Origin of the sequence: Microbacterium sp. SMR1 (assembly GCF_003289625.1) — a bacterium.
In the GTDB taxonomy this organism is placed as follows: Bacteria; Actinomycetota; Actinomycetes; order Actinomycetales; family Microbacteriaceae; genus Microbacterium; species Microbacterium plantarum.
Window position 1 is genome coordinate 490,679 of record NZ_QMBN01000001.1, and the last position, 22,099, is coordinate 512,777.

At 70.3% G+C, this 22,099-nt stretch carries 22 protein-coding genes and 1 tRNA gene; 10 read left to right on the plus strand and 13 right to left on the minus strand.

Annotated features, from left to right (window positions below; translation table 11 throughout):
• Nucleotides 1–13: 13 nt before the first annotated feature.
• The 6 genes from DO944_RS02355 to DO944_RS02380 are packed head-to-tail and all read right to left on the minus strand — an operon-like array spanning nucleotide 14 to nucleotide 5,055.
• Nucleotides 14–889 carry a prenyltransferase gene (locus tag DO944_RS02355; RefSeq protein WP_112614298.1) on the minus strand — a complete coding sequence of 292 codons (876 nt, stop codon included), beginning with the start codon at nucleotides 887–889 and terminating at the stop codon, nucleotides 14–16.
• Nucleotides 886–1,188, minus strand: a complete 303-nt coding sequence (locus DO944_RS02360) for a lycopene cyclase domain-containing protein (protein WP_112614300.1) — start codon at nucleotides 1,186–1,188, stop codon at nucleotides 886–888. Before DO944_RS02360 ends, DO944_RS02355 begins: the two co-directional genes overlap by 4 nt.
• Nucleotides 1,185–1,532 (minus strand): lycopene cyclase domain-containing protein, encoded by a 348-nt coding sequence (locus tag DO944_RS02365; protein WP_112614302.1) that lies wholly within the window; start codon nucleotides 1,530–1,532, stop codon nucleotides 1,185–1,187. Before DO944_RS02365 ends, DO944_RS02360 begins: the two co-directional genes overlap by 4 nt.
• A 3-nt stretch (nucleotides 1,533–1,535) precedes the next feature.
• Nucleotides 1,536–3,131: a phytoene desaturase family protein gene (crtI, locus tag DO944_RS02370; protein WP_112614304.1), complete on the minus strand. Its 1,596-nt coding sequence runs from the start codon at nucleotides 3,129–3,131 to the stop codon at nucleotides 1,536–1,538.
• Nucleotides 3,128–4,003, minus strand: a complete 876-nt coding sequence (locus tag DO944_RS02375; RefSeq protein WP_112614306.1) for a squalene/phytoene synthase family protein — start codon at nucleotides 4,001–4,003, stop codon at nucleotides 3,128–3,130. The genes crtI and DO944_RS02375 overlap by 4 nt, the downstream gene beginning before the upstream one ends.
• Entirely contained in the window at nucleotides 4,000–5,055 is a 1,056-nt protein-coding gene (locus DO944_RS02380) for a polyprenyl synthetase family protein (protein ID WP_112615099.1), read from the minus strand. Before DO944_RS02380 ends, DO944_RS02375 begins: the two co-directional genes overlap by 4 nt.
• Nucleotides 5,056–5,149: 94 nt before the next feature.
• On the opposite strand from DO944_RS02380, the gene DO944_RS02385 reads away from it, so the two are divergent.
• Nucleotides 5,150–5,617, plus strand: a complete 468-nt coding sequence (locus DO944_RS02385; RefSeq protein ID WP_112614308.1) for a MarR family transcriptional regulator — start codon at nucleotides 5,150–5,152, stop codon at nucleotides 5,615–5,617.
• A 93-nt stretch (nucleotides 5,618–5,710) separates the two neighbouring features.
• On the opposite strand, the gene DO944_RS02390 is transcribed toward DO944_RS02385, so the two are convergent.
• Nucleotides 5,711–5,784 (minus strand) — tRNA-Met (locus DO944_RS02390).
• Nucleotides 5,785–5,917: 133 nt separating this feature from the next.
• Between DO944_RS02390 and DO944_RS02395 the strand changes: the two genes are divergently transcribed.
• Both DO944_RS02395 and DO944_RS02400 read left to right on the plus strand, forming a co-directional pair.
• Nucleotides 5,918–6,433 (plus strand): DUF6328 family protein, encoded by a 516-nt coding sequence (locus DO944_RS02395; RefSeq protein WP_112614310.1) that lies wholly within the window; start codon nucleotides 5,918–5,920, stop codon nucleotides 6,431–6,433.
• Nucleotides 6,430–7,248, plus strand: a complete 819-nt coding sequence (locus tag DO944_RS02400; protein ID WP_112614312.1) for a carbon-nitrogen hydrolase family protein — start codon at nucleotides 6,430–6,432, stop codon at nucleotides 7,246–7,248. Before DO944_RS02395 ends, DO944_RS02400 begins: the two co-directional genes overlap by 4 nt.
• On the opposite strand, the gene DO944_RS02405 is transcribed toward DO944_RS02400, so the two are convergent.
• Complete coding sequence (locus tag DO944_RS02405) at nucleotides 7,222–8,421, minus strand: aminotransferase class I/II-fold pyridoxal phosphate-dependent enzyme (protein WP_112614314.1); 1,200 nt, start codon at nucleotides 8,419–8,421, stop codon at nucleotides 7,222–7,224. The two genes, DO944_RS02400 and DO944_RS02405, sit on opposite strands and share 27 nt — an antisense overlap.
• 100 nt (nucleotides 8,422–8,521) lie before the next feature.
• Between DO944_RS02405 and DO944_RS02410 the strand changes: the two genes are divergently transcribed.
• Genes DO944_RS02410 through DO944_RS02420 form a run of 3 tightly spaced genes read left to right on the plus strand, consistent with a single transcriptional unit; the run spans nucleotide 8,522 to nucleotide 12,748 of the window.
• Nucleotides 8,522–10,006 (plus strand): S1C family serine protease, encoded by a 1,485-nt coding sequence (locus DO944_RS02410; RefSeq protein ID WP_112614316.1) that lies wholly within the window; start codon nucleotides 8,522–8,524, stop codon nucleotides 10,004–10,006.
• 43 nt (nucleotides 10,007–10,049) lie between these two features.
• On the plus strand, nucleotides 10,050–11,297 hold the full coding sequence (locus DO944_RS02415; protein WP_112614318.1) for a CDP-glycerol glycerophosphotransferase family protein: 1,248 nt from the start codon (nucleotides 10,050–10,052) through the stop codon (nucleotides 11,295–11,297).
• On the plus strand, nucleotides 11,294–12,748 hold the full coding sequence (locus DO944_RS02420; protein WP_258524535.1) for a CDP-glycerol glycerophosphotransferase family protein: 1,455 nt from the start codon (nucleotides 11,294–11,296) through the stop codon (nucleotides 12,746–12,748). Before DO944_RS02415 ends, DO944_RS02420 begins: the two co-directional genes overlap by 4 nt.
• A 1-nt stretch (nucleotide 12,749) precedes the next feature.
• Here DO944_RS02420 and DO944_RS02425 read toward each other — a convergent pair whose 3' ends face one another.
• Entirely contained in the window at nucleotides 12,750–13,841 is a 1,092-nt protein-coding gene (locus DO944_RS02425) for a glycosyltransferase family 2 protein (protein ID WP_112614322.1), read from the minus strand.
• A gap of 56 nt (nucleotides 13,842–13,897) precedes the next feature.
• Between DO944_RS02425 and DO944_RS02430 the strand changes: the two genes are divergently transcribed.
• Nucleotides 13,898–15,166, plus strand: a complete 1,269-nt coding sequence (locus DO944_RS02430) for a CDP-glycerol glycerophosphotransferase family protein (protein WP_112614324.1) — start codon at nucleotides 13,898–13,900, stop codon at nucleotides 15,164–15,166.
• Between the two features lie 17 nt (nucleotides 15,167–15,183).
• Here DO944_RS02430 and DO944_RS02435 read toward each other — a convergent pair whose 3' ends face one another.
• From DO944_RS02435 to DO944_RS02445, 3 genes are read right to left on the minus strand one after another with little or no spacing between them, the layout of a single operon-like run.
• Nucleotides 15,184–15,405, minus strand: a complete 222-nt coding sequence (locus tag DO944_RS02435) for an SCO4848 family membrane protein (RefSeq protein WP_112614326.1) — start codon at nucleotides 15,403–15,405, stop codon at nucleotides 15,184–15,186.
• Nucleotides 15,402–16,337: a hypothetical protein gene (locus DO944_RS02440; RefSeq protein ID WP_258524536.1), complete on the minus strand. Its 936-nt coding sequence runs from the start codon at nucleotides 16,335–16,337 to the stop codon at nucleotides 15,402–15,404. Before DO944_RS02440 ends, DO944_RS02435 begins: the two co-directional genes overlap by 4 nt.
• Before the next feature lie 35 nt (nucleotides 16,338–16,372).
• A complete protein-coding gene (locus DO944_RS02445; protein ID WP_112614328.1) occupies nucleotides 16,373–17,065 on the minus strand; it encodes an NTP transferase domain-containing protein in 693 nt (230 codons plus the stop codon).
• 206 nt (nucleotides 17,066–17,271) lie between these two features.
• Here DO944_RS02445 and DO944_RS02450 point away from each other — a divergent pair, with 206 nt between their 5' ends.
• The 3 genes from DO944_RS02450 to DO944_RS02460 are packed head-to-tail and all read left to right on the plus strand — an operon-like array spanning nucleotide 17,272 to nucleotide 20,596.
• Nucleotides 17,272–18,795 carry an ABC transporter ATP-binding protein gene (locus tag DO944_RS02450; RefSeq protein ID WP_309300089.1) on the plus strand — a complete coding sequence of 508 codons (1,524 nt, stop codon included), beginning with the start codon at nucleotides 17,272–17,274 and terminating at the stop codon, nucleotides 18,793–18,795.
• Nucleotides 18,771–20,306 carry a hypothetical protein gene (locus DO944_RS02455; RefSeq protein ID WP_112614330.1) on the plus strand — a complete coding sequence of 512 codons (1,536 nt, stop codon included), beginning with the start codon at nucleotides 18,771–18,773 and terminating at the stop codon, nucleotides 20,304–20,306. Before DO944_RS02450 ends, DO944_RS02455 begins: the two co-directional genes overlap by 25 nt.
• Before the next feature lie 23 nt (nucleotides 20,307–20,329).
• Nucleotides 20,330–20,596, plus strand: a complete 267-nt coding sequence (locus tag DO944_RS02460) for a DUF3039 domain-containing protein (RefSeq protein WP_023951164.1) — start codon at nucleotides 20,330–20,332, stop codon at nucleotides 20,594–20,596.
• 113 nt (nucleotides 20,597–20,709) lie between these two features.
• On the opposite strand, the gene DO944_RS02465 is transcribed toward DO944_RS02460, so the two are convergent.
• Nucleotides 20,710–22,032: a nicotinate phosphoribosyltransferase gene (locus DO944_RS02465; RefSeq protein ID WP_112614332.1), complete on the minus strand. Its 1,323-nt coding sequence runs from the start codon at nucleotides 22,030–22,032 to the stop codon at nucleotides 20,710–20,712.
• Nucleotides 22,033–22,099: the final 67 nt, after the last annotated feature.

A 22,099-nucleotide genomic window follows, 5' to 3' on the forward strand; every position in this document is an offset into this window, starting at 1 on the left:
GGGTGGTGGCCGATCACGACGTGATCAGCCACCACCAGACGAGCAGCAGGGTGACGAGGAAGCCGCCGAGCTGGTTGAGCCAGAGAAAGCGGTCCCAGCCCGCGGTGGCTCGTTCGCACGTCTCGTCGGTGATGTTCCGGAACGGCCACAGCGTGATGAGGTACGGGACCGCCACGAGAGCCGCAAGCGGGCCCGGCCAGCTGGTCGCGAGCATGAGAACGCCGGCGAGGGCGTAGCAGCCCAGCGCGAACCTCACGGTCCAGCGCGCGCCGCGCACGGTCGCGATGGACGCGATCCCCGCCTCGCGGTCGGCCTGGACGTCCTGTACGGCCCCGAACGCGTGCGAGGCGACGCCCCACGCGGCGAAGCCCAGCAGGATGAGGACGAGCTGCCACGTCCAGGTCGCGCCGGTGAGGACCAGCCCGTACACGGCGGGGGAGAAGAAGTGGATGCTGCTCGTGATCGAGTCGGCGAACGGTCGCTCTTTCAGCCGGAGCGGGGGAGCGCTGTAGAACACGACGAAGAACAGGCTCGCGGCGAGGACGAGCCAGGACAGCGGGGAGCCGACCGCGACGAGATAGGCCACGAACGGCAAGCACGACAGGGCGGCGGCCCAGAGCGTCGCAAGGTGCACCCGCCGGTCGAGGATGGCGCCGTGCGCGCCGCCCTTCCGCGGGTTCCGCAGGTCGGACTCGTAGTCGAAGACGTCGTTGATGCCGTACATCGCGAGGTTGTACGGGACGAGGAAGAACAGGGTGCCGATGAGCAGCGTCGCGTCGATCTGGCGAGTGGTGAGGAGGTACGCCGCGGCGAACGGGTAGGCGGTGTTGATCCAGCTCACCGGGCGGGAGGCGACGAGGAGCTGGCGCGCGAGCGCGGGGGCGGTCATCGTTTCGGCTTCTCCAAGAGGGTCGCGACGGCAGGCACCAGGAAGGCCGCGCACAGCGGGTAGGCGAAGTCTTCGAGCGGCGCGAGTCCGATTCGGATGCCGCTCAGGTGCTCTTCCGGATAGGTGAAGAGCCCGGCGGCGATCATCACGTTATCGAATACCGCCGTCAGCAGGAGGAGCACGACCGCGGCGACCGAGGACCAGGCCATGCGGGCGGCGAAGCGCGGGCGCCGAGCGGACATCGCTGTCACGACGACGGTCACGAGGACGAAGGGGATGACGATGAGGGGATAGGTCATGGCGCGACATCCCTCCAGCGGGGCTCGTGCGGCCGTCCCTCGTGCCGGCGCCGCGCGCCGCCGTAGGCGACCAGCGCGAGGTAGCTGAGGAAGAGGAGGAAGACCGGCTCTTCGAGCGGCAGGTGCGGGGCGAGATCGACACCGAGCAGCGCGGGGCTGTCGCCCTTGACGAACACGCCCGTTGCGATGCCGACAGCGTCCCACAGCAGGAAGAATGCCGTGCCGAGCACAGAGGCGATCACCGTGCGTCGACGGTCGCGCCAGAACGCCAGGCGGAACCGACGATCGAGCAGCCCGACACCGCAGAGCGATACGAGCAGGGCGAGCAGGTACAGGCCCGGCACCGCTCAGCCGGTGGGGGCAGCGGGCTCGGGCAGCGGGCCGGCGGTCGTGTCTCCGCGCAGGCGCTTGACGACGAGCTCTGCCGAGATCAGGCACATCGGCAGCCCGATGCCCGGGAGCACGGAGGCGCCGGCGTAGTAGAGACCGGCAACCTTCTTGGAGGCGTTCCCCGGGCGGAACAACGCGCTCTGTCCCAGCGTGTGCGCGAGTCCCAGGGAGTTTCCGCGCCACGCCCCGAGGTCGCGCGCGAAGTCCGCGGGTGCGATCGTGCGGCGGACGCGTACGCGAGAAGCGAGATCGTCCACCCCGGTCCACTGCGCGATCTGCTCGATCGCCCGGTCGGCGGCGGCTTCGATCGCGGCGTCGCCGGCCCCGTCGACACCTCCGCGGCCGAGTTCGGGGTCGGCCGGGATGGGAACCAGGACGAACAGGTTCTCCGATCCGGCGGGAGCGACGGTGTCGTCGGTCGCGCTGGGACGGCACACGTACAGGGACGCGGGATCGGGGATGTGGGTGTCCCGTCCCGAGATCGCATCGAAGTTCTCGCGCCAACCGCGGGTGAAGAGCAGGGTGTGGTGCGACAGCTCGGGCAGTTCGCCCTCGACGCCGAGGAGGATCAGCAGCGCGCCGAAGCTCGGCGTGCGCTTGCGCCACCAGCGCTCGGGGTACGTCTGCCGCTCGGGAGGGAGCAGGACCGTCTCGGTGTGGTGCAGATCGGCTGCGGACACCACGATGTCGGCGGCGACCTCGCTCGTGTCGGCCAGACGGACCCCGCGGGCGCTGCCGTCCGCGGCGGTGAGGATCTGCGCGACGGCGGTGCCGGTGCGCACCTCGACGCCGCGTTCGCGCGCCAAGCGCTCGATCGCCGCGATGATCTCGGTGAAGCCGCCGCGCGGGTACAGCACGGCGTCGTCGAGGTCGAGGTGGCTCATGAGGTGGTAGAGGCTCGGCACGTCATACGGCGACGAGCCGAGGAAGACCGCGGGGTAGCCGAGGACCTGGCGCAGCATCGGGTCCTCGAACCGGCTGTCGACGAACCGGTTCAGCGAGCGGGTGAGCAGCGGAGCGAGCGTCGGGATGCGCCGCAGGATGTCGGGGTCGCGGAGCCCCTCGGACGAGGCGTACGTGTCGTACAGGAACTTCGATACCGCGAGGTCGTAGGCGTCGGCAGCGGAATCGAGGTATTCGTCCAGTCGTGCGCCGGCACCGGGCTCACGGCTCTCGAACAGCGCTGTCGCCTCGGCTCGCCCCGACACGACGTCGATGTGATCTCCGATGCCGTCGCCCTCGGGCTCCGCGTAGACGCGATAGGCCGGGACCAGGGGGACCAGGTCGAGTTCAGCCGCCGCCGTCGTCCCGAGCAGGGCGAAGAAGTGCTCGAAGACCTCGGGCATGAGGTACCAGCTCGGCCCGGTGTCGAACCGGAAGCCGTCGCGCTCCCATGTGCCGGCCCGTCCGCCCGTCTCCTCCCGCGCCTCGATAACCGTCACGGCGTAACCCTCATCGGCCAGCAGCGCAGCCGTGGCGAGACCGGCGATGCCGCCGCCGATCACGACGACGCGCGAGCCGGGCGCGGGGCGCTGCGATCGTGCCCGGGTCATGCGCCGGCTCGCAGGGGAGCGGCGCCGACCGTCGCGCGAGCGGCCAGGCCGAGCTTCACGGTGTTCGGTACGCGGACTCGCTGGTCGGTGTCACCGGCCCGTCGCAGGCGGCGGGAGAGCGCCGTGAACAGATCGTGCGCTGCAGTGACGGCGCGTCGGCAGTCCGCCGGCAGGCGCGGGATGATGGCGCCGGCCGCGTCGAGGTCTGCGTCGATACGGTCGAGCACTTCCACGCGCGAGGCGGTGCCGTCGGCGCCGTCGACACCGAGGTAGTCGCGGCCGAGGGATCCGACGTCGTGGGGGAGATCACGCAAGAAGTTCACGTCCTGGAATGCGGCGCCGAGGCGACGTGCGCCGTCGACGAGATCGGGGTCGGCGGGGCGCGGGTGCGAGCCGCCGGCGTTGACGAAGGTCTGGAGGCACATCAGTCCGACGACTTCGGCCGAACCATAGACGTAGGAGGCGTGCGAGCCCGCGTCGTGGGACGACACCTCGAGATCGGTCCGCATCGAGGAGAAGAAGGGTCGCACGAGGTCTGCGCCGATACCGCACTCCCGCGCCGTCGACGCGAACGCGTGGACGATGAGGTTCGCGCTGAAGCCCTCCTCGACCGCCAGGAGCGTCTCCTCCTCGAGCGCGTCCAGGACGCGTCGTTGTGCCGTCAGGGGCATCCCGGCCTGCTCGGCGGATCCGTCGACGATCTCGTCGGCCACGCGAACCAGGGCGTAGATGTTCCGCACGTGCGGACGCACGCGCGGCCCCAGGAGCCGCGCAGCGAGCCCGAACGAGGTCGAGTAGGCCGAGATCACGACGGCTGCGGCGTCACGCGCGGTTCGGTCGTACAGGGCGATCGCGGAGTGGTCGGGAGTCACGGGATCCGTCCTTCGATGCCGTCGGCGAGCTGCTCGATGAGCGCACGCGCGGCGGGTGGCAGTTCGGCCGCCCGACGCCGCACCGAGGAGAGCGTCTGGCCGATGAGGGTCACCAGCTGCTCGCGGGCGCCGCTCGCGTCGAGCTCGCGCTGTGCCGCCTGGACGGCGATCGGACCCGTCGGCGCCATCGCCAGCGCGGACGACACCTGTGGCCAGGATGCCGAGTCGCGGGCGAAGGAGATGAGAGGCGTGCGCTTGGCCTCGCGGAGGTCCGCGCCGGCGCCCCGGCCGGCCTGCGCCTCGTCGCCGAAGGTGCCGATCAGATCGTCCACCAGCTGGAAGGCTAGGCCGAGGTCCGCTCCGACCGACATCAGCACGCCGCGATCACCGTCGTCCGCCCCGGCGAGCACGGCACCCGCCGCGAGCGGTGCGCAGAAGGAGTAGACCGCCGTCTTGTCGTGAGCCGTGCTGAGCAGTTGCGCGGTCTCCGGCTCGGCAGGGACGACGGCCTGCTCGACGTCGGCGAGCTCTCCGATGGCCGACACCAGCACCGCATCGTCGAGCAGATCGAACAGGGGTACCCGCTGATCCGACGCGACGTCGGCCGTGGCCACGAGACGCGCCGCCTCGTAGAGAAGGATGTCGCCGGCAAGGACGGCGGCGGCATCGCCCACCCGCTCGGCGTCGTCTGCGCTGACGCCCAGGGACCGGGCGTGCGATCGGAAGGTCCCGCCGACGTTGGGAACACCGCGCCGCTCGATGTCGCGGTCGATCAGATCGTCGTGGATCACGAACGCGCTGTGGAGCAGTTCGAACGCGGCTGCCACGTCCCACAGGCCGGGCGTGGCCAGGCGGTCGCCGCCGAACGCGTCGAACGACGCCACCACCAGAGCCGGGCGGAAGCGCTTGCCGCCGGATGTCGCCGCCGAGGCGGCGCGGATGAGGGCAAGAGCCGATGAGCCCCGAGGGATGGCCCGCTGTGTGAGCCTGGTGAGGACTTCCTCGAGCGCGCGATCGACAGCGGCTCTGCTGTCATCGGGCAAGGAGATCACGTTCACCGTCCTGGATATGCCATTCGCGAGGCGTTTTTGCTAGCTTAACTAGCGTTTGAGCCGATGATAACCAGGCTCGAGAGGTGGTGTCCACATGGCTGACCCGAATGCCGAGGTGGCGAGAAGTCGTGTAGAGCGCTCGGCTCTCGAAGCCGTGCGAGCGTTCAGCGACGCGATGGATCGCATGCATACCGGGCTCCGCTCGGACATGGACATGAACGCCACCGACCTCTCGGCGCTGCGCATGCTCAGCATTCGCGAGCAGCGCGGTGAGCTGGTGAAGCCGCACGACCTCGCGCGCCATCTGGGTATATCGAGCGCTTCCACGACGAAGATGCTCGATCGACTGGCGAAGGAGGGGTTCATCGAGCGCGCGCCGCACCCGAACGACCGACGTGCACTGGTCATCACGCTCACCGAATCGTCCCGGCAGGACTTCGGCCGGCATTTCGCCGCACGCCTGCGCCGCATGCGAGAGGCGATGGACCCGTTCAGTCCCGAGGAGCTCGCGACGGTCACACGCTTCCTCGACGGCATGAGCGAAGCGGTGCTGGCCGACTGACGAAGAGCCGCTGAGACTGGCTCCGCTGGCTTTCGGCGGGCGCGGCTACATGCAACGAAGGCCCCGTCTTTCGACGGGGCCTTCGTGTTTTTGTTGCGGGGACAGGATTTGAACCTGCGACCTCTGGGTTATGAGCCCAGCGAGCTACCGAGCTGCTCCACCCCGCGGCACAAGAGATAACACTAGCACGGGGTCCGAGGGACGTCCAATCGGGGTGGCATCCGGAGCGTCCCGGGCGTGTCGTGACGCTCCGGCATCCGGGTGTTGGCGTCCTCGGTCCGGGGCGAGGAAGATAGCGACATGAGTCCCGCCACCCCGGTCGCCGACCGAGGCGATGACGTCGCAGACGACGGTCGTGCCGAGTCGGCGGACGAGCGTGCCGACCGCAACTGGAACGAGCTGCTCCAGGAGTTGCGCGTCCTGCAGACGGGCACCCAGATCCTGACCGGTTTTCTGCTGGCTCTCGCCTTCCAACCGGCGTTCCGCGACCTGAGCGGGCCGCAGCGGGTGTTCTATCTGACCCTCGTCGTGCTGGCAGCACTCAGCGCGATCGTCGCCCTGTCGCCGGTGGCCCTCCATCGCGGCTTGTTCCGCCGCCGGGCCAAGCCCGCCGTCGTCGCGTTCGGTCACACGGCTCTGCTGTTCGCGCTGGTGACGGTATCGGTCCTGCTGGTGGGCGTGGTCGTCTTCGTCTTCGACGTCGTGGTCAGCACTGCGGCATCCTGGGTAGCGGGGGGCGCGCTGGCGTTCCTCATAGCTCTGCTCTGGGTGGTCTCACCGCTCATCTACCGCCACCGCCGTTCGGAGGACCGATGACAGCTCTCGCCGTGGCCCAGTTCGCGCCCGCGGCCGACGTCGACGACAACCTCCGCGCGATCGCCGGGTTCGTCGAACGCGCTCGGTCGCGCGGAGCCCAGATCGTCCTTTTCCCGGAGTACTCGAGCTACTTCGTCGACCCGTTCGACGAGACGCTCCGCGAGAACGCCCAGGACCTCCAGGGTCCGTTCGTCGAGGGGCTCGGCGACCTCGCACGTCATCACGGGGTGCACATTGTCGCCGGCCTTCTGGAGCGGGCTTCGGACGCCGAGCGCGTGCGCAACACGGTCGTGGCCGTGGGACCCGACGGGCTCGTCGCGTCGTACCGCAAACTGCACCTCTACGATGCCTTCGGGCAGCGCGAGTCCGACTGGGTCGAGCCCGGTGAGATCGCACCGCCGGAGACGTTCGAGATCGACGGCGTGCGCTTCGCGCTGATGACCTGTTACGACCTGCGGTTCCCGGAGATCGGCCGCGTACTCGCCGACACCGGCGCGCACGTCGTCCTCGTTCCCGCACAGTGGGTGCGCGGTCCGCTCAAGGAATTGCAGTGGAACACCCTGTTGCGGGCTCGCGCTATCGAGAACACCTTCTTCGTCGCGGCCGCGGACCATCCGCCGCCGCTGGGGGTCGGCAACTCCGGGGTGTTCGATCCGCAGGGTGTGGAGATCGCCGCGGTGGGAACGTCGAGCGACGTCGCCGTCGCCCACATCGACGTCCATGCGGTCGAGCGCGTCCGACGGGTCAACCCCGCGCTTCGGCTGCGCCGCTTCGAGGTCGTGCCCCGGTCAGAAGGCCCGCGCGAGTCGAGCTGACGCCTCGGCCAGGACGTCCGGGCGCTTGCAGGCGGCGAACCTCACCAGCGTGGCGTACTCGGTCCGGTGCGCGGGCGACGCGAAGGCCGTCAGCGGGATCGCCACGACACCCGCACGGTCCGGCAGCTCCCGGCAGAACGCGTCGCCGTCGGAAGCCCCGAGGGGCGCGGCATCCGCGACGGTGAAGTACGAACCGGCTGGGGTCGACACGGCGAAGCCGGCCTCGCGCAGCCCGGCGCCGAGGAGATCCCGACCCGCGCGCAGACGATCGGCGATACCCGAGAAGACGCCGTCGGGAAGCCGCAGTCCGGCGGCGACGGCAAGCTGGAACGGGCCGGCGTTGACGTACGTGAGCCATTGCTTGACCGCGAGGACTGCGCGGACGAGCTCGGCGGGGCCCGTGACCCACCCGACCTTCCAGCCCGTCACCGAGAACGTCTTGCCTGCGGACGAGATCGACAGCGTCCGACCAGCGGCGCCGGGCAGGGTCGCGATCGGGACGTGGGGCGCGTCGAAGGTCAGGTGTTCGTACACCTCGTCCGTGACGATCACGGCGTCGTGCCGATGCGCCAAGCGGACGATCTCGTCGATCGTCTCGCGTGAGAAGACCGTCCCGGTCGGATTGTGCGGGTCGTTGACCAGGATGATGCGGGTGCGATCGGTGATGGCTGCGGCGAGCTCGTCGAGGTCGGGCTGGAAGTCGGGCCACCGGAGCGGAACGCCCACGAGGCGGGCACCGGACAGCGCGACCAGGGCCGCATACGCGTCGTAGTAGGGCTCGAAGACGACGACTTCGTCATCCGGGCCGTCGACCAGCGCGAGCACCGTCGCGGCGAGAGCCTCGGTAGCGCCGGCGGTCACCAGCACCTGTGTGTCGGCGTCGAGCTCGATGCCGTACCAACGCGACTGGTGCTCGGCGATCGCGGCCAGCAGTTCCGGCTCTCCGCGACCGGGCGGGTACTGGTTACGGCCGCCGGCGATGGCCGCGCGTGCGGCCTCGAGGACCTCTTGCGGCCCGTCCTCGTCGGGGAAGCCCTGACCCAGGTTGATCGCGCCCGTGCGAGCGGCGAGCGCGGTCATCTCGGCGAAGATGGTGGGGACGGGCAGACCGTCATCGGTCAGGAGACCGGCGCCTCGTGCGGCGCGGCGCCACGCGCCGGGAACCTCGTGCATCCGGCTCAGGCTACACGCATAGGCGTGTCCCATCCTCGGCATAGGCAAACCACAGCATGGGGCGGCAACCTGTTCTTGCTTGGACAAAGGAGCAACCTCGATGAGCGATCAGAACTTCCCCGACGACCGGACTCCCGACGCGCGCAGCGACGCCGAGCAGCCTGCCGACCACGCCCGTACCTCGCCCGTGTCGGCACCTGACGCGGCAGCGACGCCGCGCGCCGACGCGACCATCCCGCCCCGCCCGCCGCTGCCCGGCGCGCCGGCGGACCCCGGCCCGGCCTTCCACACCCAGCCGACTCAGCCCTACGGCCAGCCCGCACCGCACAGTGGCGCTCCGGCCTTCGGTCAGCCCTTCGCGACGACCGCGGCCCCCGAGTCTCACGACCGAAGCAAGGTCGGAGGCGGGAAGATCGCGGCGATCCTCGTTGCGGCGGCCCTCGTCGGTGGTGCGGCCGGCGTCGGCGGCGCGGCGGCGGTGGGATCGTCCTTCGTCGCGGCTCCCGCTTCCCAGAGCTCGGGCCCGTCGTCGATCACCGTCAACAACCCCGACTCGGTCAACGCGACCACGGCCATCGCGACGAAGGTGCTGCCGAGTGTCGTGACCATCTCCGCCTCGTCCGGCACCTCCGGCGGGACGGGCTCCGGCGTGATCCTCAGCGAAGACGGCTACGTACTGACGAACACGCACGTGGTCACGCTCGACGGAGCCACCGGCGACCCGAAGCTCTCGGTCACCACCTCGGACGGCCGGGTGTACGCGGCCACGATCGTGGGCACCGACCCGACGTACGACCTCGCGGTCATCAAGCTGACCGACGCCTCGGGCCTCACCCCCATCGAGTTCGCCGACTCGAGCAAGCTCAACGTCGGCGACCAGACGGTCGCCGTGGGCGCGCCTCTGGGGCTGTCCAACACCGTGACGACGGGCATCGTGAGCGCGCTGAACCGCTCGATCCAGATCGCGTCGTCGGCGGCGCCCGAATCGGAAGGCGGATCGCAGCAGGAGACCCCGGGCGGGCGCACGCCGTTCGAGTTCGATTTCGGCCAGGGTCAGCAGACGCCGTCCCAGCCGAAGTCGTCGATCGCGATCTCGGTCATCCAGACCGACGCCGCCATCAACCCGGGCAACTCCGGCGGCGCCCTCGTCGATGGCAAGGGCCGACTGATCGGCATCAACGTCGCGATCGCGAGCGCGGGCGGGGCGTCCACCGAGGCCGGCTCCATCGGTGTCGGGTTCGCCATCCCCTCGACGGTCGCCGAACGCGTCGCGAACGAGATCATCGACAACGGCTCGGCTACCCACGGCCTCCTCGGCGCGACGGTCGGAGATGCCGCTGCGGCACCCGGCGCGACGCGTGCCGGCGCTCTCATCAATGAGGTGAGCTCGGGTGGGGCCGCCGCGTCGGCGGGCCTGCGCAACGGCGACATCGTGACGGAGTTCAACGGGATCGCCATCACCGATCAGGTCGACTTGACCGCACAGGTGCGCGCACTGGCCGCAGGCAGCGAAGCCGAGCTCACGTATGTGCGCGACGGCCGTGAGCAGACCGCGACCGTGACCCTCGGCCAGTTGCAGCAGTAAGCGCGGTACCGGCCCGGACGCCACCCCGCGATAGGCTCGCGGGGTGGCGTCCTTCTCGTTCGGCGCGGGCAATGTGCGCAAGGTCCTGCGCATCCCCGCCTATCTCGCGGGACGGCTCGCCACCCTCGTGATCCCGCGTGATCGATCCGCTTGGGTGTTCGGGTGCGCCGTCGGCACCGCCGATGGGGCGCTCGCCCTCTGGCAGGCGGCGCCCCGTCGCCGGGCCGTGTGGCTGGTGTCGTCGCAGCGGCAGGCCGACGATGCGAAGCGCCTCGGCATCCCGACCGTGCAGCGGGACTCGCTTGCGGGCTTCTGGCACACGGCCCGGGCGGGGGTCGTCGTGGTCACGCACGGTCTGGGCGACGTCAATCGCTACGGCGTCGGCGGTGCGTTCCTCGTGCAGCTGTGGCACGGCATCCCCCTGAAGCGGATCGGCCTCGACGCGCCGGTCACGACGGACCCCGGTCGGCTGGGCGGTGTTCCCGGCATCCGGCGACTCTTGGCTCTGGCGTATCGGCGCACGCAGGCTCAGATCGACCTCCTGCCGGCAGCGTCCCACCGCGTGCGCGGCCGCCTGGAGAGCGCCTTCGGGCTCGACGACAGCCGTGTGCCCGTGCTCGGTGAGCCGCGGGTCGACGTGCTCTCGCCCGCCGACCGCCGACAGGGGCGACAGGACGCGCGTCGGCGCCTCGAGACCGCGGTCCCCGGCCTCGCGGATGCTCATGCCGTGCTGTACGCGCCGACCTGGCGCGACGGGGACCCCGATCCGGCGACGCCCGACGCAGCCGACTGGCAACGCATCCTCACCGTTCTCGAGGCGCACGACGCCGTTCTCCTGGTCCGCTCTCACCCCCTGGGCGGCGGTGACTACACCCCGCCGTCGCCGACGCCGCGCGTCCGCATGCTCGGGAGCGACCTCGTCCCGGACGTGACGCCCCTGCTCCCGGCCATGGACGCGCTCGTCACGGATTACTCCTCTCTCGCCTACGACGCCGGGCTCGTGCCGCTGCCGACGCTCTTCCTGGCCCCCGATGTCGAGCGCTATGCCCGCACTCGCGGCTTCTACGGCACCTACGAGGAGGTCGCGGGCGACGACGCCGCCCGATCGTGGCCCGAGCTGTGCTCGCAGCTCGACGAGCTCCTCGCGGGAGGACCGGAAACGGACCGTCGTCGCCGCCGATCGGCTGAGCTGAGCCTGCGCATGCACGCGTGGCGAGACGGCGGGAACGCGCGTCGAGTACACGAGGCGATCGTCGCTGCGGTGCCGGAAGCTGCAGGGGAGCGGTCATGATGATCATCGGGTTCGATGTCGAGGGCTCACCCGTCCTCACCGTGAGTGGTGCCGGCCCCACGCCCAGCGAGGTTCAGGTCGTCGGCCCGCGGGCGCGATCTCGCGCCGAGGTGACGACTGGGGACGGCGGCTGGACGGCGCGTGTCCCTCTGCACGCGTCCCGCTGGGGCGGCGCCTCCCTCCCGCTGCCCGGGGGAAGCTACGACCTCGTCATCGACGGCGTCCGAATGCAGGGCGACGGCGGCCAGGCCACCGAGATGCCGGCGCCCTTCCACGGGAGCACGCTTCGCGCGAGCTGGGACGGAGCGCTGCTGCGCATCGGGCCGCCCGTCGATCCGGCGCTCGCGTCGGGGGAGGGGAGCCGGGCGCTCGAGCAGCGCTATGCCGCTCACCGCGGACCCCTCGAGAACGCCGTCTTCTTCGAGAGTTTCTACGGCCGGAGCGCGAGCGACAATCCGCTCGCGATCGACCGCGAGCTGGCGCGCGTGGCTCCCGCAGTCACCCGCTATTGGAGCGTTGTCGATCTTTCGGTCGCGGTGCCCGAGGGAGCGATCGCCGTGGTCGACGGAAGCCCCGAATGGTGGCGAGCCCGGGGCGCCGCCCGACTGCTCGTGGTCAACGACTGGCTGCGCCGGCGGTTCGTCCGGAAACCGGGTCAGGTCGTCCTCCAGACCTGGCACGGTACGCCTCTCAAACGACTGGCTCTCCACCGGCCGGGCTTCGACCCGCGACGGGCCCTCGCCGTGTTCCGAGAGAGCAGGCGCTGGGACATCCTCCTCGCCCAGAACCCCTACAGCGCACGCGTGCTCCGCGCGGCGTACGCGTTCCGGCGCAAACCGGTGTGGGTCGAAGGGTATCCGCGGACGGATGAACTGCACACCGGCGACCGGGAAGGCGTGCGCGCGTCCCTCGGGATCGACGCCGGAGAGCAGGTGCTGCTGTACGCGCCCACGTGGCGCGACGACCGTCAGACGATCGTCGACTTCCTCGATCTGCCAGCGCTCGCCGAGGCGACGGGCGCCGTGGTGCTGGTCCGCGGGCACTCGCGCACGCTGGCGCCCGGCACCGACGAGCGCGCCGCCCGAGTGATCGATGTGACGTCGTACCCCGATCCGGCCGCGCTTCAGCTCGCCTCGGACGCACTCATCACCGACTACTCATCGGTCATGTTCGACTACTCCGTCACGGGTCGGCCGATGTACTTCTTCGTTCCCGATCTCGAGCACTACCGGGGCGAGCTGCGGGGCTTCTACTTCGATCTCGCGGATTCGGCCCCCGGTCCGGTTGTGCGGACGCAGGAGGAACTGGTCCGCGCCATCACGTCCGGCGATCCGGGGGACCCCGAGCGGTACGCCCGCTGGCGCGCCCGCTTCAACAGTCGTGATGATGGTCGGGCCGCAGAGCGCGTGGTCGCGCGGATCCTCGACCAGGGGTTGGTCTCGCGCGACTGACCTAGGGAAGCGGCGTATTCCGCTCGAGGCGCGACGTGTCGACCGTGCCCCGCGCCCCGCGCGCGGCGCCCTGCAGAAAGCCCACGCCCCATGACAGGTGCATGGAGGGCAGGACCGCGAGGGTCCAGAGGCGGTCTCGCAGTCCGCGACCGCCGCCGCGCCCAGCTGCGACGACGGCGATGAGGGCCGCGTAGGCCGCGACAGGCGCATGGACGATCGACAGCAGGATGCCGGCGCGCCCCGGCGCCGCTCCGAGGAGCTGGGCCGCGCCGACGACGAGCGATGCGGCGGTCGCCACGACGAGTGCCGGGGGAGCGAAGAAGCGCAGACCGTTCCGTCTGCCGAAACGTCGTACGAGCTCCCCCCGCCATGAGCCGGTCGCCCGGAACTGCCGTACGAGGCGGGACCAGCTGTCGCGAGGCCAATAGGTGACGTGCAGGTCGGGGTCGAACCACACCCGGTACCCGGCTCGCCGGATGCGGAGGTTGAGCTCCCAATCCTCGCCGCGGCGGATTCCTTCGTCAAACAATCCGACCTCGTCGAGGACGCTGCGCCGCATCACGCCGAGGTAGGCGGATTCGGCGGGGCCTTCGGTGGTACCGCCGTGGTATGCGCCGCCGCCGAGCCCGATGCGCGAGTTGTAGGCGCGGGCCACCGCTCGCTGGAAAGCGCTTCGGCCCTCGGCGCGCATCACACCGCCGACGTTCGCCGCCTGCACCCGAGCGAGCGTGTCGAGCGCGGCGCGAGTGTACCCGGGCTCGAGCTCCGAATGCGCGTCCACCCGCACGATCGTCGGGTAGCGAGCCGCCCGGATCGCGATGTTCAAGCCGACGGGGATGTGAGCCGCGGGGTTTCGGACGAGGCGGATCCTCGGCTCCTCGTCGGCGAGGCGGCGGGCGACCGCGTCCGTTCCATCGGAGGACGGGCCGAGCGCGAGGATCACCTCGATCGGCGCGTCGAGGTCCTGGGCGAGCACGCTGCGCACGGCGTGTTCGAGGTAGTCGCGCTCATTGAGCACGGGGATGACGAAGGACACGCCCGCGCCTCGGTCCGGTACGGGCGCCGGACGCCATCCGTGCGCGTCGTCATGCATCCGTCGATCATGTCACGCGTCCCAGCTCCGGCTGACCCGCTCGGTACCCTGGAAGGGTGGGAATCATCTCGGACGTCCGAAAAGCCGTCGCACTGGTTCGGCGTGCCGTCTCGAACCGGGCCGCGTACGTCGACGTGCGACGCTCCCTCTCCAGGGCGCCGCAGCCACCCGCCGGTCACTTCCGCATCGCCGTGTACTTCGCCGACGGTGACGTGAACATGTACCAGATACGGCAGTGGTACAAGCCGCTCCAACTCCTCGCGAAGACCTGGCCGGTCGTCGTCATCAGCCGCAGCGCCACCGGCGCCCAGGCGATCCTCGCCGATGGCGCGCTGCCCGTCCTGTTCGCCCCGACCGTCCGGGCCCTCGAATCGGTGGTCGCCGCGCAGGACATCCGGGTCGTCCTGTACGTCAATCAGAACACCCGCAACTTCCAGATGTTCCGCTACGGGCACCGGTGGCACGTGTTCATCAACCACGGCGAGTCCGACAAGATGTACATGACCACGAACCAGTTCAAGGCATACGACTATGCCCTGATCGCCGGTGACGCCGCTCGAGAGCGTCTCGGGCGCGTTCTCTGGGACTACGACCTCGACGCGCGCACGATCGCGATCGGTCGGCCGCAGGCGGACCACTTCTCGGGATCGCTCCCGTACCCCGAGGACGGCCGCCGCGTCATCCTCTATGCGCCCACCTGGGAAGGCGACCGCCCCGCCGCGCACTACGGCTCGATCGCCTCGCACGGCGAGGCTCTGGCGGCCGCGGTCCTCGCGTCGCCGCAGCACCGGCTGATCTATCGCCCGCATCCGAGGTCCGGGGTCGTCGACGCGGCGTACGGTGACGCGCATCGCCGCATCGTCGCGGCTATCGCCGCCGCCAACAGCGCTGACCCGCTCGCTCATCACGTGTACGACGATGGTCCCGAGCTGGGGTGGCAGCTCGCCGCCGCCGATCTCGCCGTCGTCGACATCTCCGCGATGATCTACGACCGGCTGGCGGTCGCGAAGCCGCTGCTCGTCACCCGGCCGGCGGATCCGGCAGCGCTCGTCGATACGGGCGGCTACCTCGCGGATGCCGCCTGGCTCGACGCGGCGTCGGCAGCATCGATCGTCGAGATGGCAGACCGCATCGCCGACGACCCCGACGCGTCCGGGCACCTGCGCGGGTGGTCGCGTCACTACTTCGGCGACACATCGCCGGGGGCCGCGACAGCGCGCTTCCACGCCGCGATCGAACTGCTCATGCAGCGATGGACGGAGTGGGACGCACGCACGGTCACGGTCGCCGACGAACGCGACGAGGCGGAGTTCGACGACGCCTGACCGGGGCCAGTGCCGGCTCAGACCCCGGCGAACCCGATCATCGCCGCGCCGGCGAGGAAGAGTACCGCGAGCGCGATGGCGATCACGACGAGCACCAGATGCACGGTGAAGAACCGGGTACGCCGCCCGTCGGCACCCCGCGCGCGCGGGTCACGTGCGACACGTCGCAGGAAGGTCGGCCACGTGACGATGTTGAAGACGGCGCCCACGAGGAGGACCGTCACGACGAAAGCGATCATGATTCTCTCCGATCGACGGAAGCGTCGTTCGCATCGTTTTCTCGAGCGCTGCGACGCTCGACACGCCGGAACGGTCGAGAGGCGAGCGAGCCGATCTGACGGCCGCCCTCGGCGAACGCGCCGCTGATCCGACGCGCTACGAGCGCCGGACCTCGTCCGTTCGGTTGATTTTCGTCTCCGGGATCCAGCGTCGCCGGGAACACGCTCGGGACAACGCCGAAGGCCCGGTGTGCGCCCGAGATGACGCGGCGCCCGAGGATGTGGTTGCCCGTGCCGCCGATCGCTGCTCCGATGCCGAACGGAAGCGCCTTGCCGACGACCGACGCGCCTCCCGCCGCGGCGAAGCGGCGCAGAAATGCGTGCTTCAACCGGTCGAGGACAGGACCGACGGCCGTACGGGGGAGGGATGACGTCACGAGCTCGCCCCAGTAGGAGCTGCGCGGTGCGCCCTTGCCGCTGGCCTGCCGTGCGAACTGACCGACCAGATCCGCGCCCTCGCGGCCCAGCATGAGCGCGAGGACCAGGGCTCGAGCGCGATCGGGGTTGTCGACCGGGATGCCGTGCAGTTCTGCGAGAGATTGCGCGAACAGAGCCGTCGCTTCGAGGAATCCCGCCGTTTCGACGCCGCTGAGGGCGAGCGTCGTGGCCGTGCCGATCCCGGGGATCACCGCCGTGGCACCGACCGCCGCGCCGCCCGTGGTGACCGCCGTGAGGTATCGACGTTCGAGCATCTGCACGACCTGGGCGGTCGTGGCACCGGGGTGCCGCTGCCGGATGCCGCGCAGATGTGCCAGGACGACCGGGCGCTGCACCGCGAGGAGCCGATCGAGGGTGCGGACGGTCAGCGGATGCTGCGCTCCCTCAGGGTCGCCCGCGTCGCGGCGCGGGGCGTCGTCAGGGAGAGAGTCGATGCGATGCACCTTTCGGGCCATGACACCCATCCTCTCGCGCCGCGGGCGCGGCGGGGTCAGACGTAGAGGTTCGCGCGTTCGAGATCTTCGGCGAAGTCGACCTCGACGGCATAGAGGTCGGAGATGTCCATCGGCTCGAGCAGCAGGCCGTTCTCGGCGATCGCGAGCTCGAGTCCGCGCTCGAAGTAGTCCTGGTCGTCGACACGACCGAGCTGGGCGATGAGAGCCTTCTTGTCGCGCCCGGAGATGTAGTTGATGCCGACCGCTTCGCCGATGCCGCCCCGGACGGTCTTGGAGAGCTCCTTGATGAAGCCCTCGCCGCTGACGGTGTACTTGACCTCTTCGTCGCTCACCTTCGCGGTGTTGACCGTGACGAACGACTGATCCCGCTCGATGAGCGAGACGGCGCGTCCGAGCACGCGGGGGTCGAACACGACGTCGCCGTTCATCCAGAGCACGCCACCGCGGCCCGAGGCCTTGAGTGCGCGCAGCAGGCTCTGCGAGGTGTTCGTCTCGTCGTAGCGGGCGTTGTACACGTAGTCGACATCCGGGAATGCGTCGACGATCGTCTCGGCGCGGTAGCCGACGACGGTCGTGATGCGCGCGTCGTCGCCGAAAGCGGCGCGAATGTTGTCATGCTGCTGCTGCATGATGCTCCGGCCGTCGTTCAGCTCGGTCAGCGGCTTGGGGAGGGAACGGCCCAGACGGGAACCCATCCCTGCGGCGAGGATCACGATCTGAAGGCCCACGAGCATCTCCTGAAGTTACGAGTTAGATCAGTATTCACCGAGGTGAAACCCCGGCAGAGCTTTTTTCATGGTAGCGACCGCTTCTGGGAGCTCGCCGGAACACTCGGAGCCGTTGCGCTTTCGTGACCTTCCTGGTAGCGCGATTCTCGGTGTTTGCTGATGACGACGAGCCGTGGCGCGGACCACCCGCTTGATAGGTTTGGGGGGTGACAGACGACACCTCCGCCCCCCAGATCGAGAAGCGTGTCGAGTCGCCTGTCGATGCCTCTGTGCCGCCTCTGCCGGACATCCCCGCAGAGGTCGCTGCGGCCGGACTCGCCGTCACCGCGACGTCGGCCGCCGCCTCGTCCGCAGAAGCGTCGACGGACCGCAAGAAGTCCCCTGCCAAGACGGCGAAGCCGCGCAAGCCGCGCGCGTCGGGGGCTTCCGCGGCGAAGAAATCCCCGCGGAAGCCGCGCTCCGCGAGCGCTCCGACCGCGGCGGGTACGACGCCGCCCAAGCCTGAGATTCCCGCAGCCGTCGCTGCGGCCGCGTTCGTGGCGCCGGCGGAGGACGCCGCGCGTGAGAACGCGGAGTCGGATGGCATGGCATCGAGCGATGCGATCCTGGACGACGCAGCATCCGCGCCCGCTGAGCCGCGCGACGAGGCGGCGACGGACGCGGCTGAACCGGGGAGCGGCCCGGCGACCGAGCCTGAGCCGGAGCCGGAGCCGGAGCCGGAGCCTCTGCCGGAACCTGAGCCCGAGCCCCTGCCGGAGCCGGAGCCGGAGCCGGAACCGGAGCCCCTGCCGGAGCCCCTGCCGGAGGCGCAGCCCGAGCCTGAGCCGGAGCCAGAACCGCAGCCGGAACCGGAACCGGAACCTGAGCCCGAGCCGGTGCCGGAACCTGAGCCGGAGCCGGAGGCGGAGCTCGAGCCCGTCGTCACCGCGCCGGCGGCCGATGCTGTGGCTGATGTGGAGATGGAAGCCGCGCCCCCGGCGCTGCGTCTGAGCGGCGTCACCAAGGCCTACGGCGAGGCGCGTGCAGTCGACCGCATCGACCTCGAGATCCCCGCGGGGTCGTTCTACGGGCTGGTGGGTCCGAACGGTGCCGGCAAGACGACCACGCTGTCAATGATCGCCGGGCTCCTCCGTCCCGACGAAGGGGCTGTCGAGATCGCGGGCATCGACATCCGTCGAGACCCGGCCAGGGCGAAGCGGCAGATGGGCGTCCTGCCCGACCGCCTGCGGACCTTCGACCGGCTGTCCGGCCGCCAGCTCCTGTACTACTACGGCGTCCTGCGGGGACTGAAGCCCGCGGTCGTCGAGAATCGCATCAACGACCTCGCTGCGGCCTTCGATCTGACCGACGCGCTCGGACGCAGCGTCTCGGATTACTCGGCCGGCATGACGAAGAAGGTCATGCTCGCGGGTGCCATGATCCACGCGCCGCGCCTTCTCGTGCTCGACGAGCCCTTCGAGTCGGTGGACCCCGTATCGAGCGCCGCCATCCTCGACATCCTGCAGAAGTACGTCGCCCACGGCGGCACCGTCATCCTGTCGAGTCACGGCATGGAACTCGTCCAGCGCGCCTGCTCCGGCGTCGCCGTTCTCGTCGGCGGCCGCATCCTGGCAGCCGGGACGGTCGACGAGGTGCGGGACGGGCGCACGCTGGAACAGCGGTTCCTCGAACTTGCCGGCGGGACCAGCGCGGTGGAGGGCCTCGAATGGTTGCACACGTTCTCCGACTGAGGTTCGACGTCCTGGTCGGGGCGCTGCGATTCCACCGTGCCCGCGCTCTGACAGCGCTGGCCGCGGCCGTCGTGCTGGTCGGTGCGATCGTCCTCGCGCTCCTGCGCCTGCAAGACGCGCCCCTCGCGAGCGCACTGGTGGTGCTCGCGGTCGGTGGGGCGGCCGTGTCGGCCTGCTTCGCGGTGGTGCCGTTGGTCACTCCCGTTCGCGACCCTCTCGATCCGCGCGCCTTCATCGTGACCGGCCGTGACTGGCGGCTCGTCGCGGCCGCGACCGCCGCGGCCAGTCCGCTGAGTCTGCCTTCGGCGGCGGTGATCGTGGTCGCGGTGGTCGTCGCCCTGACCTGGGTCGCCCATCGCGTCGACCCGGTGGCCGCGGGTTTCGGCGCCGCGCTGATCGTCGTCACCCAGCTCCTGCTCGCGCGAGTAGCCCTCGGGGTCGCCGCTCTCGTGCTCGCCGACCGCCGGTCGCGCGAGCTGACGACGCTGCTGCTGCTCGGCATCGCGGTGGTCGCGATCCCGGTCGCGGTCTTCCTCGCATCGCTGAACTGGGACGACGGCGTTCCGGGCCCCCTACTCGCTGCGGTGAGGACCCTCGCGGTCACCCCTGTCGGGGCGGCGTGGGTCCTGCCCCTCGATCCGCGTCCGGCCGTCGTCATCGTCGCGGTCCTGTCTGTCGCGGCGCTGACCGCAGCGTGGATCCTGATCGTGCGACGGATGCTCACCCACACCGAGCGACCCGTATCCGTCCGTGAGCGCCGCGGACTCGGCTGGTTCACCGTCACCCCGGGCACGCCCGGAGGCGCGGTGGCGGCGCGCTCTCTCGTGTATTGGCTGCGTGATCCGCGGTACCTCGTCGACATCGCGATCATCCCGGTCGCGGCCGTCGTCGCGGTCGTGCCTCTCATCATCGTCGGCGTGCCGCACGAGATCGCGGCGCTGATCCCCGCTCCGCTCATCGCGCTCCTGCTCGGTTGGGTCGTCCACAATGACCTCGCGTACGACGGTTCGGCGGTGTGGCTGCACATCTCGAGCGCTGTGCGCGGTGCGTCTGACCGCGTCGGGCGACTCGTGCCGCTGCTCCTGGTCGCACTGCCGCTGCTCGCAATCGCGATCCCGGTGGGAATCGGCATCCACGGTGACTGGAACGTTCTGCCGGTGATGGTCGGGGTGTGCTCCGCGCTGCTCTTCGGTGGCCTCGGCCTCTCGTCGGTGTCGTCCGTCCTCGCTCCCTACGCCGTCGCCCGGCACGGAGACAGTCCGTTCCAGCAGCCCCAGCGCACGGGCGGCGGGGTCGCTCAGGGCGCGGTGCTGCTCGGCGCGCTTCTCGCCGCATCGCCGGCGTTGTGGTGGTCCTGGCAGTTCCTGCAGGGGGAGGCGCACGCGCAGTGGTGGGCTCTCGGAACCGGACTCGGGGTCGGGCTGCCTGTGCTCGCAGTCGGCATCCTCATCGGGGGTCTGCTGTTCGACCGCCGCGGGGACCGGCTGATGGCATTCGCCGAGACGACCTGATCGTTCGCCGATAGAATTCCCGCATGAGCACTCCTCTCGATTCTCCCGACCAGGGCGGTCTCGCGACCCTCGACCGCGAGCTCGAAGAGCTGATCCGCGAGGAGACGATCGAGCCGGGCGACCATGAGCGGTTCTCGCACTACGTCAAGAAGGACAAGATCCTCGAGTCGGCGATCACCGGCAAGCCGGTGCGCGCATTGTGCGGCAAGAAGTGGACGCCGGGTCGTGATCCGGAGAAGTTCCCCGTCTGCCCGACATGCAAGGAGATCTACGAGTCGATGACGCGCTGACGCGCCACCGACATCGCGAAAACGCACCGTCCCGTCGAGGACGCACCGGCGAAGGTGCGCTCTGAGCGAGAGGGTGCGTTTTCGGCGTTGTGGCCCCAGTCGACGCGGCGACCTCAATCGGCGTCGCGGTAAACCGTGGGGATCGCGGGCTCGGATCGGCTGAGCGCCAGAGCGCGCACCGGCATCTCCTCGATCACGCTGGCGTGGTGGGCGCGGGCGGCGCGAACCCCCGCGGCCCCGATCCATTCGGTCACAGCACGCCCATCCGAGAAGAGCGTCGTCTGCAGTGCGCGCGCGTCGGGGTGCTCGGCAGGGGTGTCGAGCGGCTCGAAGCCGTCGGAGACGACGACGACCTCCTCTTTGGCCGTACCGCCGTCGAGCGCACGGAACGCCGTCTTGCGACCGCCGTGGGAGGCCTTGTCCGCTGACGCCTTCGCGACAGAGAGCCACGATCCGTCGTCGTTCTGCCGCGCGACGAGCTTGTACACCATGCCCGCTGTAGGGGTGCCCGAGCCGGTGACGAGTGACGTCCCCACGCCGTATGCGTCGACGGGGGATGCCGCCAGGGCCGCGATCGCGTACTCGTCGAGATCGCTTGTGACCGTGATGCGTGTGTCGGGCGCGCCGAGTGCATCGAGCTGCGCGCGGACGTCGGCTGCGACGGTCGGGAGATCGCCCGAGTCGATCCGAACGCCGCCGAGGCCGGTCCCGGCCACTCGGATCGCCGTCGCGACGCCCTCGGTGATGTCGTAGGTGTCGATCAGCAGCGTGGTGTCGACGCCGAGAGCGTCGATCTGGCTGCGGAACGCCGCCTCCTCGGTGTCGTGGAGCAGCGTCCAGGCGTGTGCGGCGGTGCCCATGGTCGGGATGCCCCACGTGCGACCCGCCTCGAGGTTGCTGGTCGCGCCGAAGCCCGCGATGTGAGCGGCCCGGGCCGCTGCCACCGCGCTGCGCTCGTGCGCACGACGCGAGCCCATCTCGGCGAGCGGGCGGTCACCGGCGGCGATTGCCATACGCGCCGCCGCCGTGGCGACGGCGGAGTCGTAGTTCAGGATGCTGAGCACGAGGGTCTCGAGCACGACCGCCTCGGCGAAGGTGCCCTCGACGGTCAGGACCGGCGAGCCGGGGAAGTAGAGCTCGCCCTCGCGGTATCCGGTGATCGTGCCCGTGAAACGGTAGTCGGCGAGCCACGCGAGAGTCTGCTCGTCGAGCGCCCCGTGCTCACGCAGGAACTCCAGCTCCTCGTCGCCGAAGCGGAAGTTCTCGACCTCCTCGAGCAATCGCCCGGTGCCCGCGACGACGCCGAACCGCCGCCCGCCCGGGAGCCGACGCGCGAAGACCTCGAACACGCAGTGCCGATCGGCGGTGCCGTCGCGCAGCGCAGCCTGCAGCATCGTGATCTCGTACCGGTCGGTGAGCAGAGCGCTGGAGGCCATGTGTGCCACTGTAGCGACGCCGCATCCCGCCGCAGCGCCTCGGGATGGCATGGCGCGACGCCAGGTA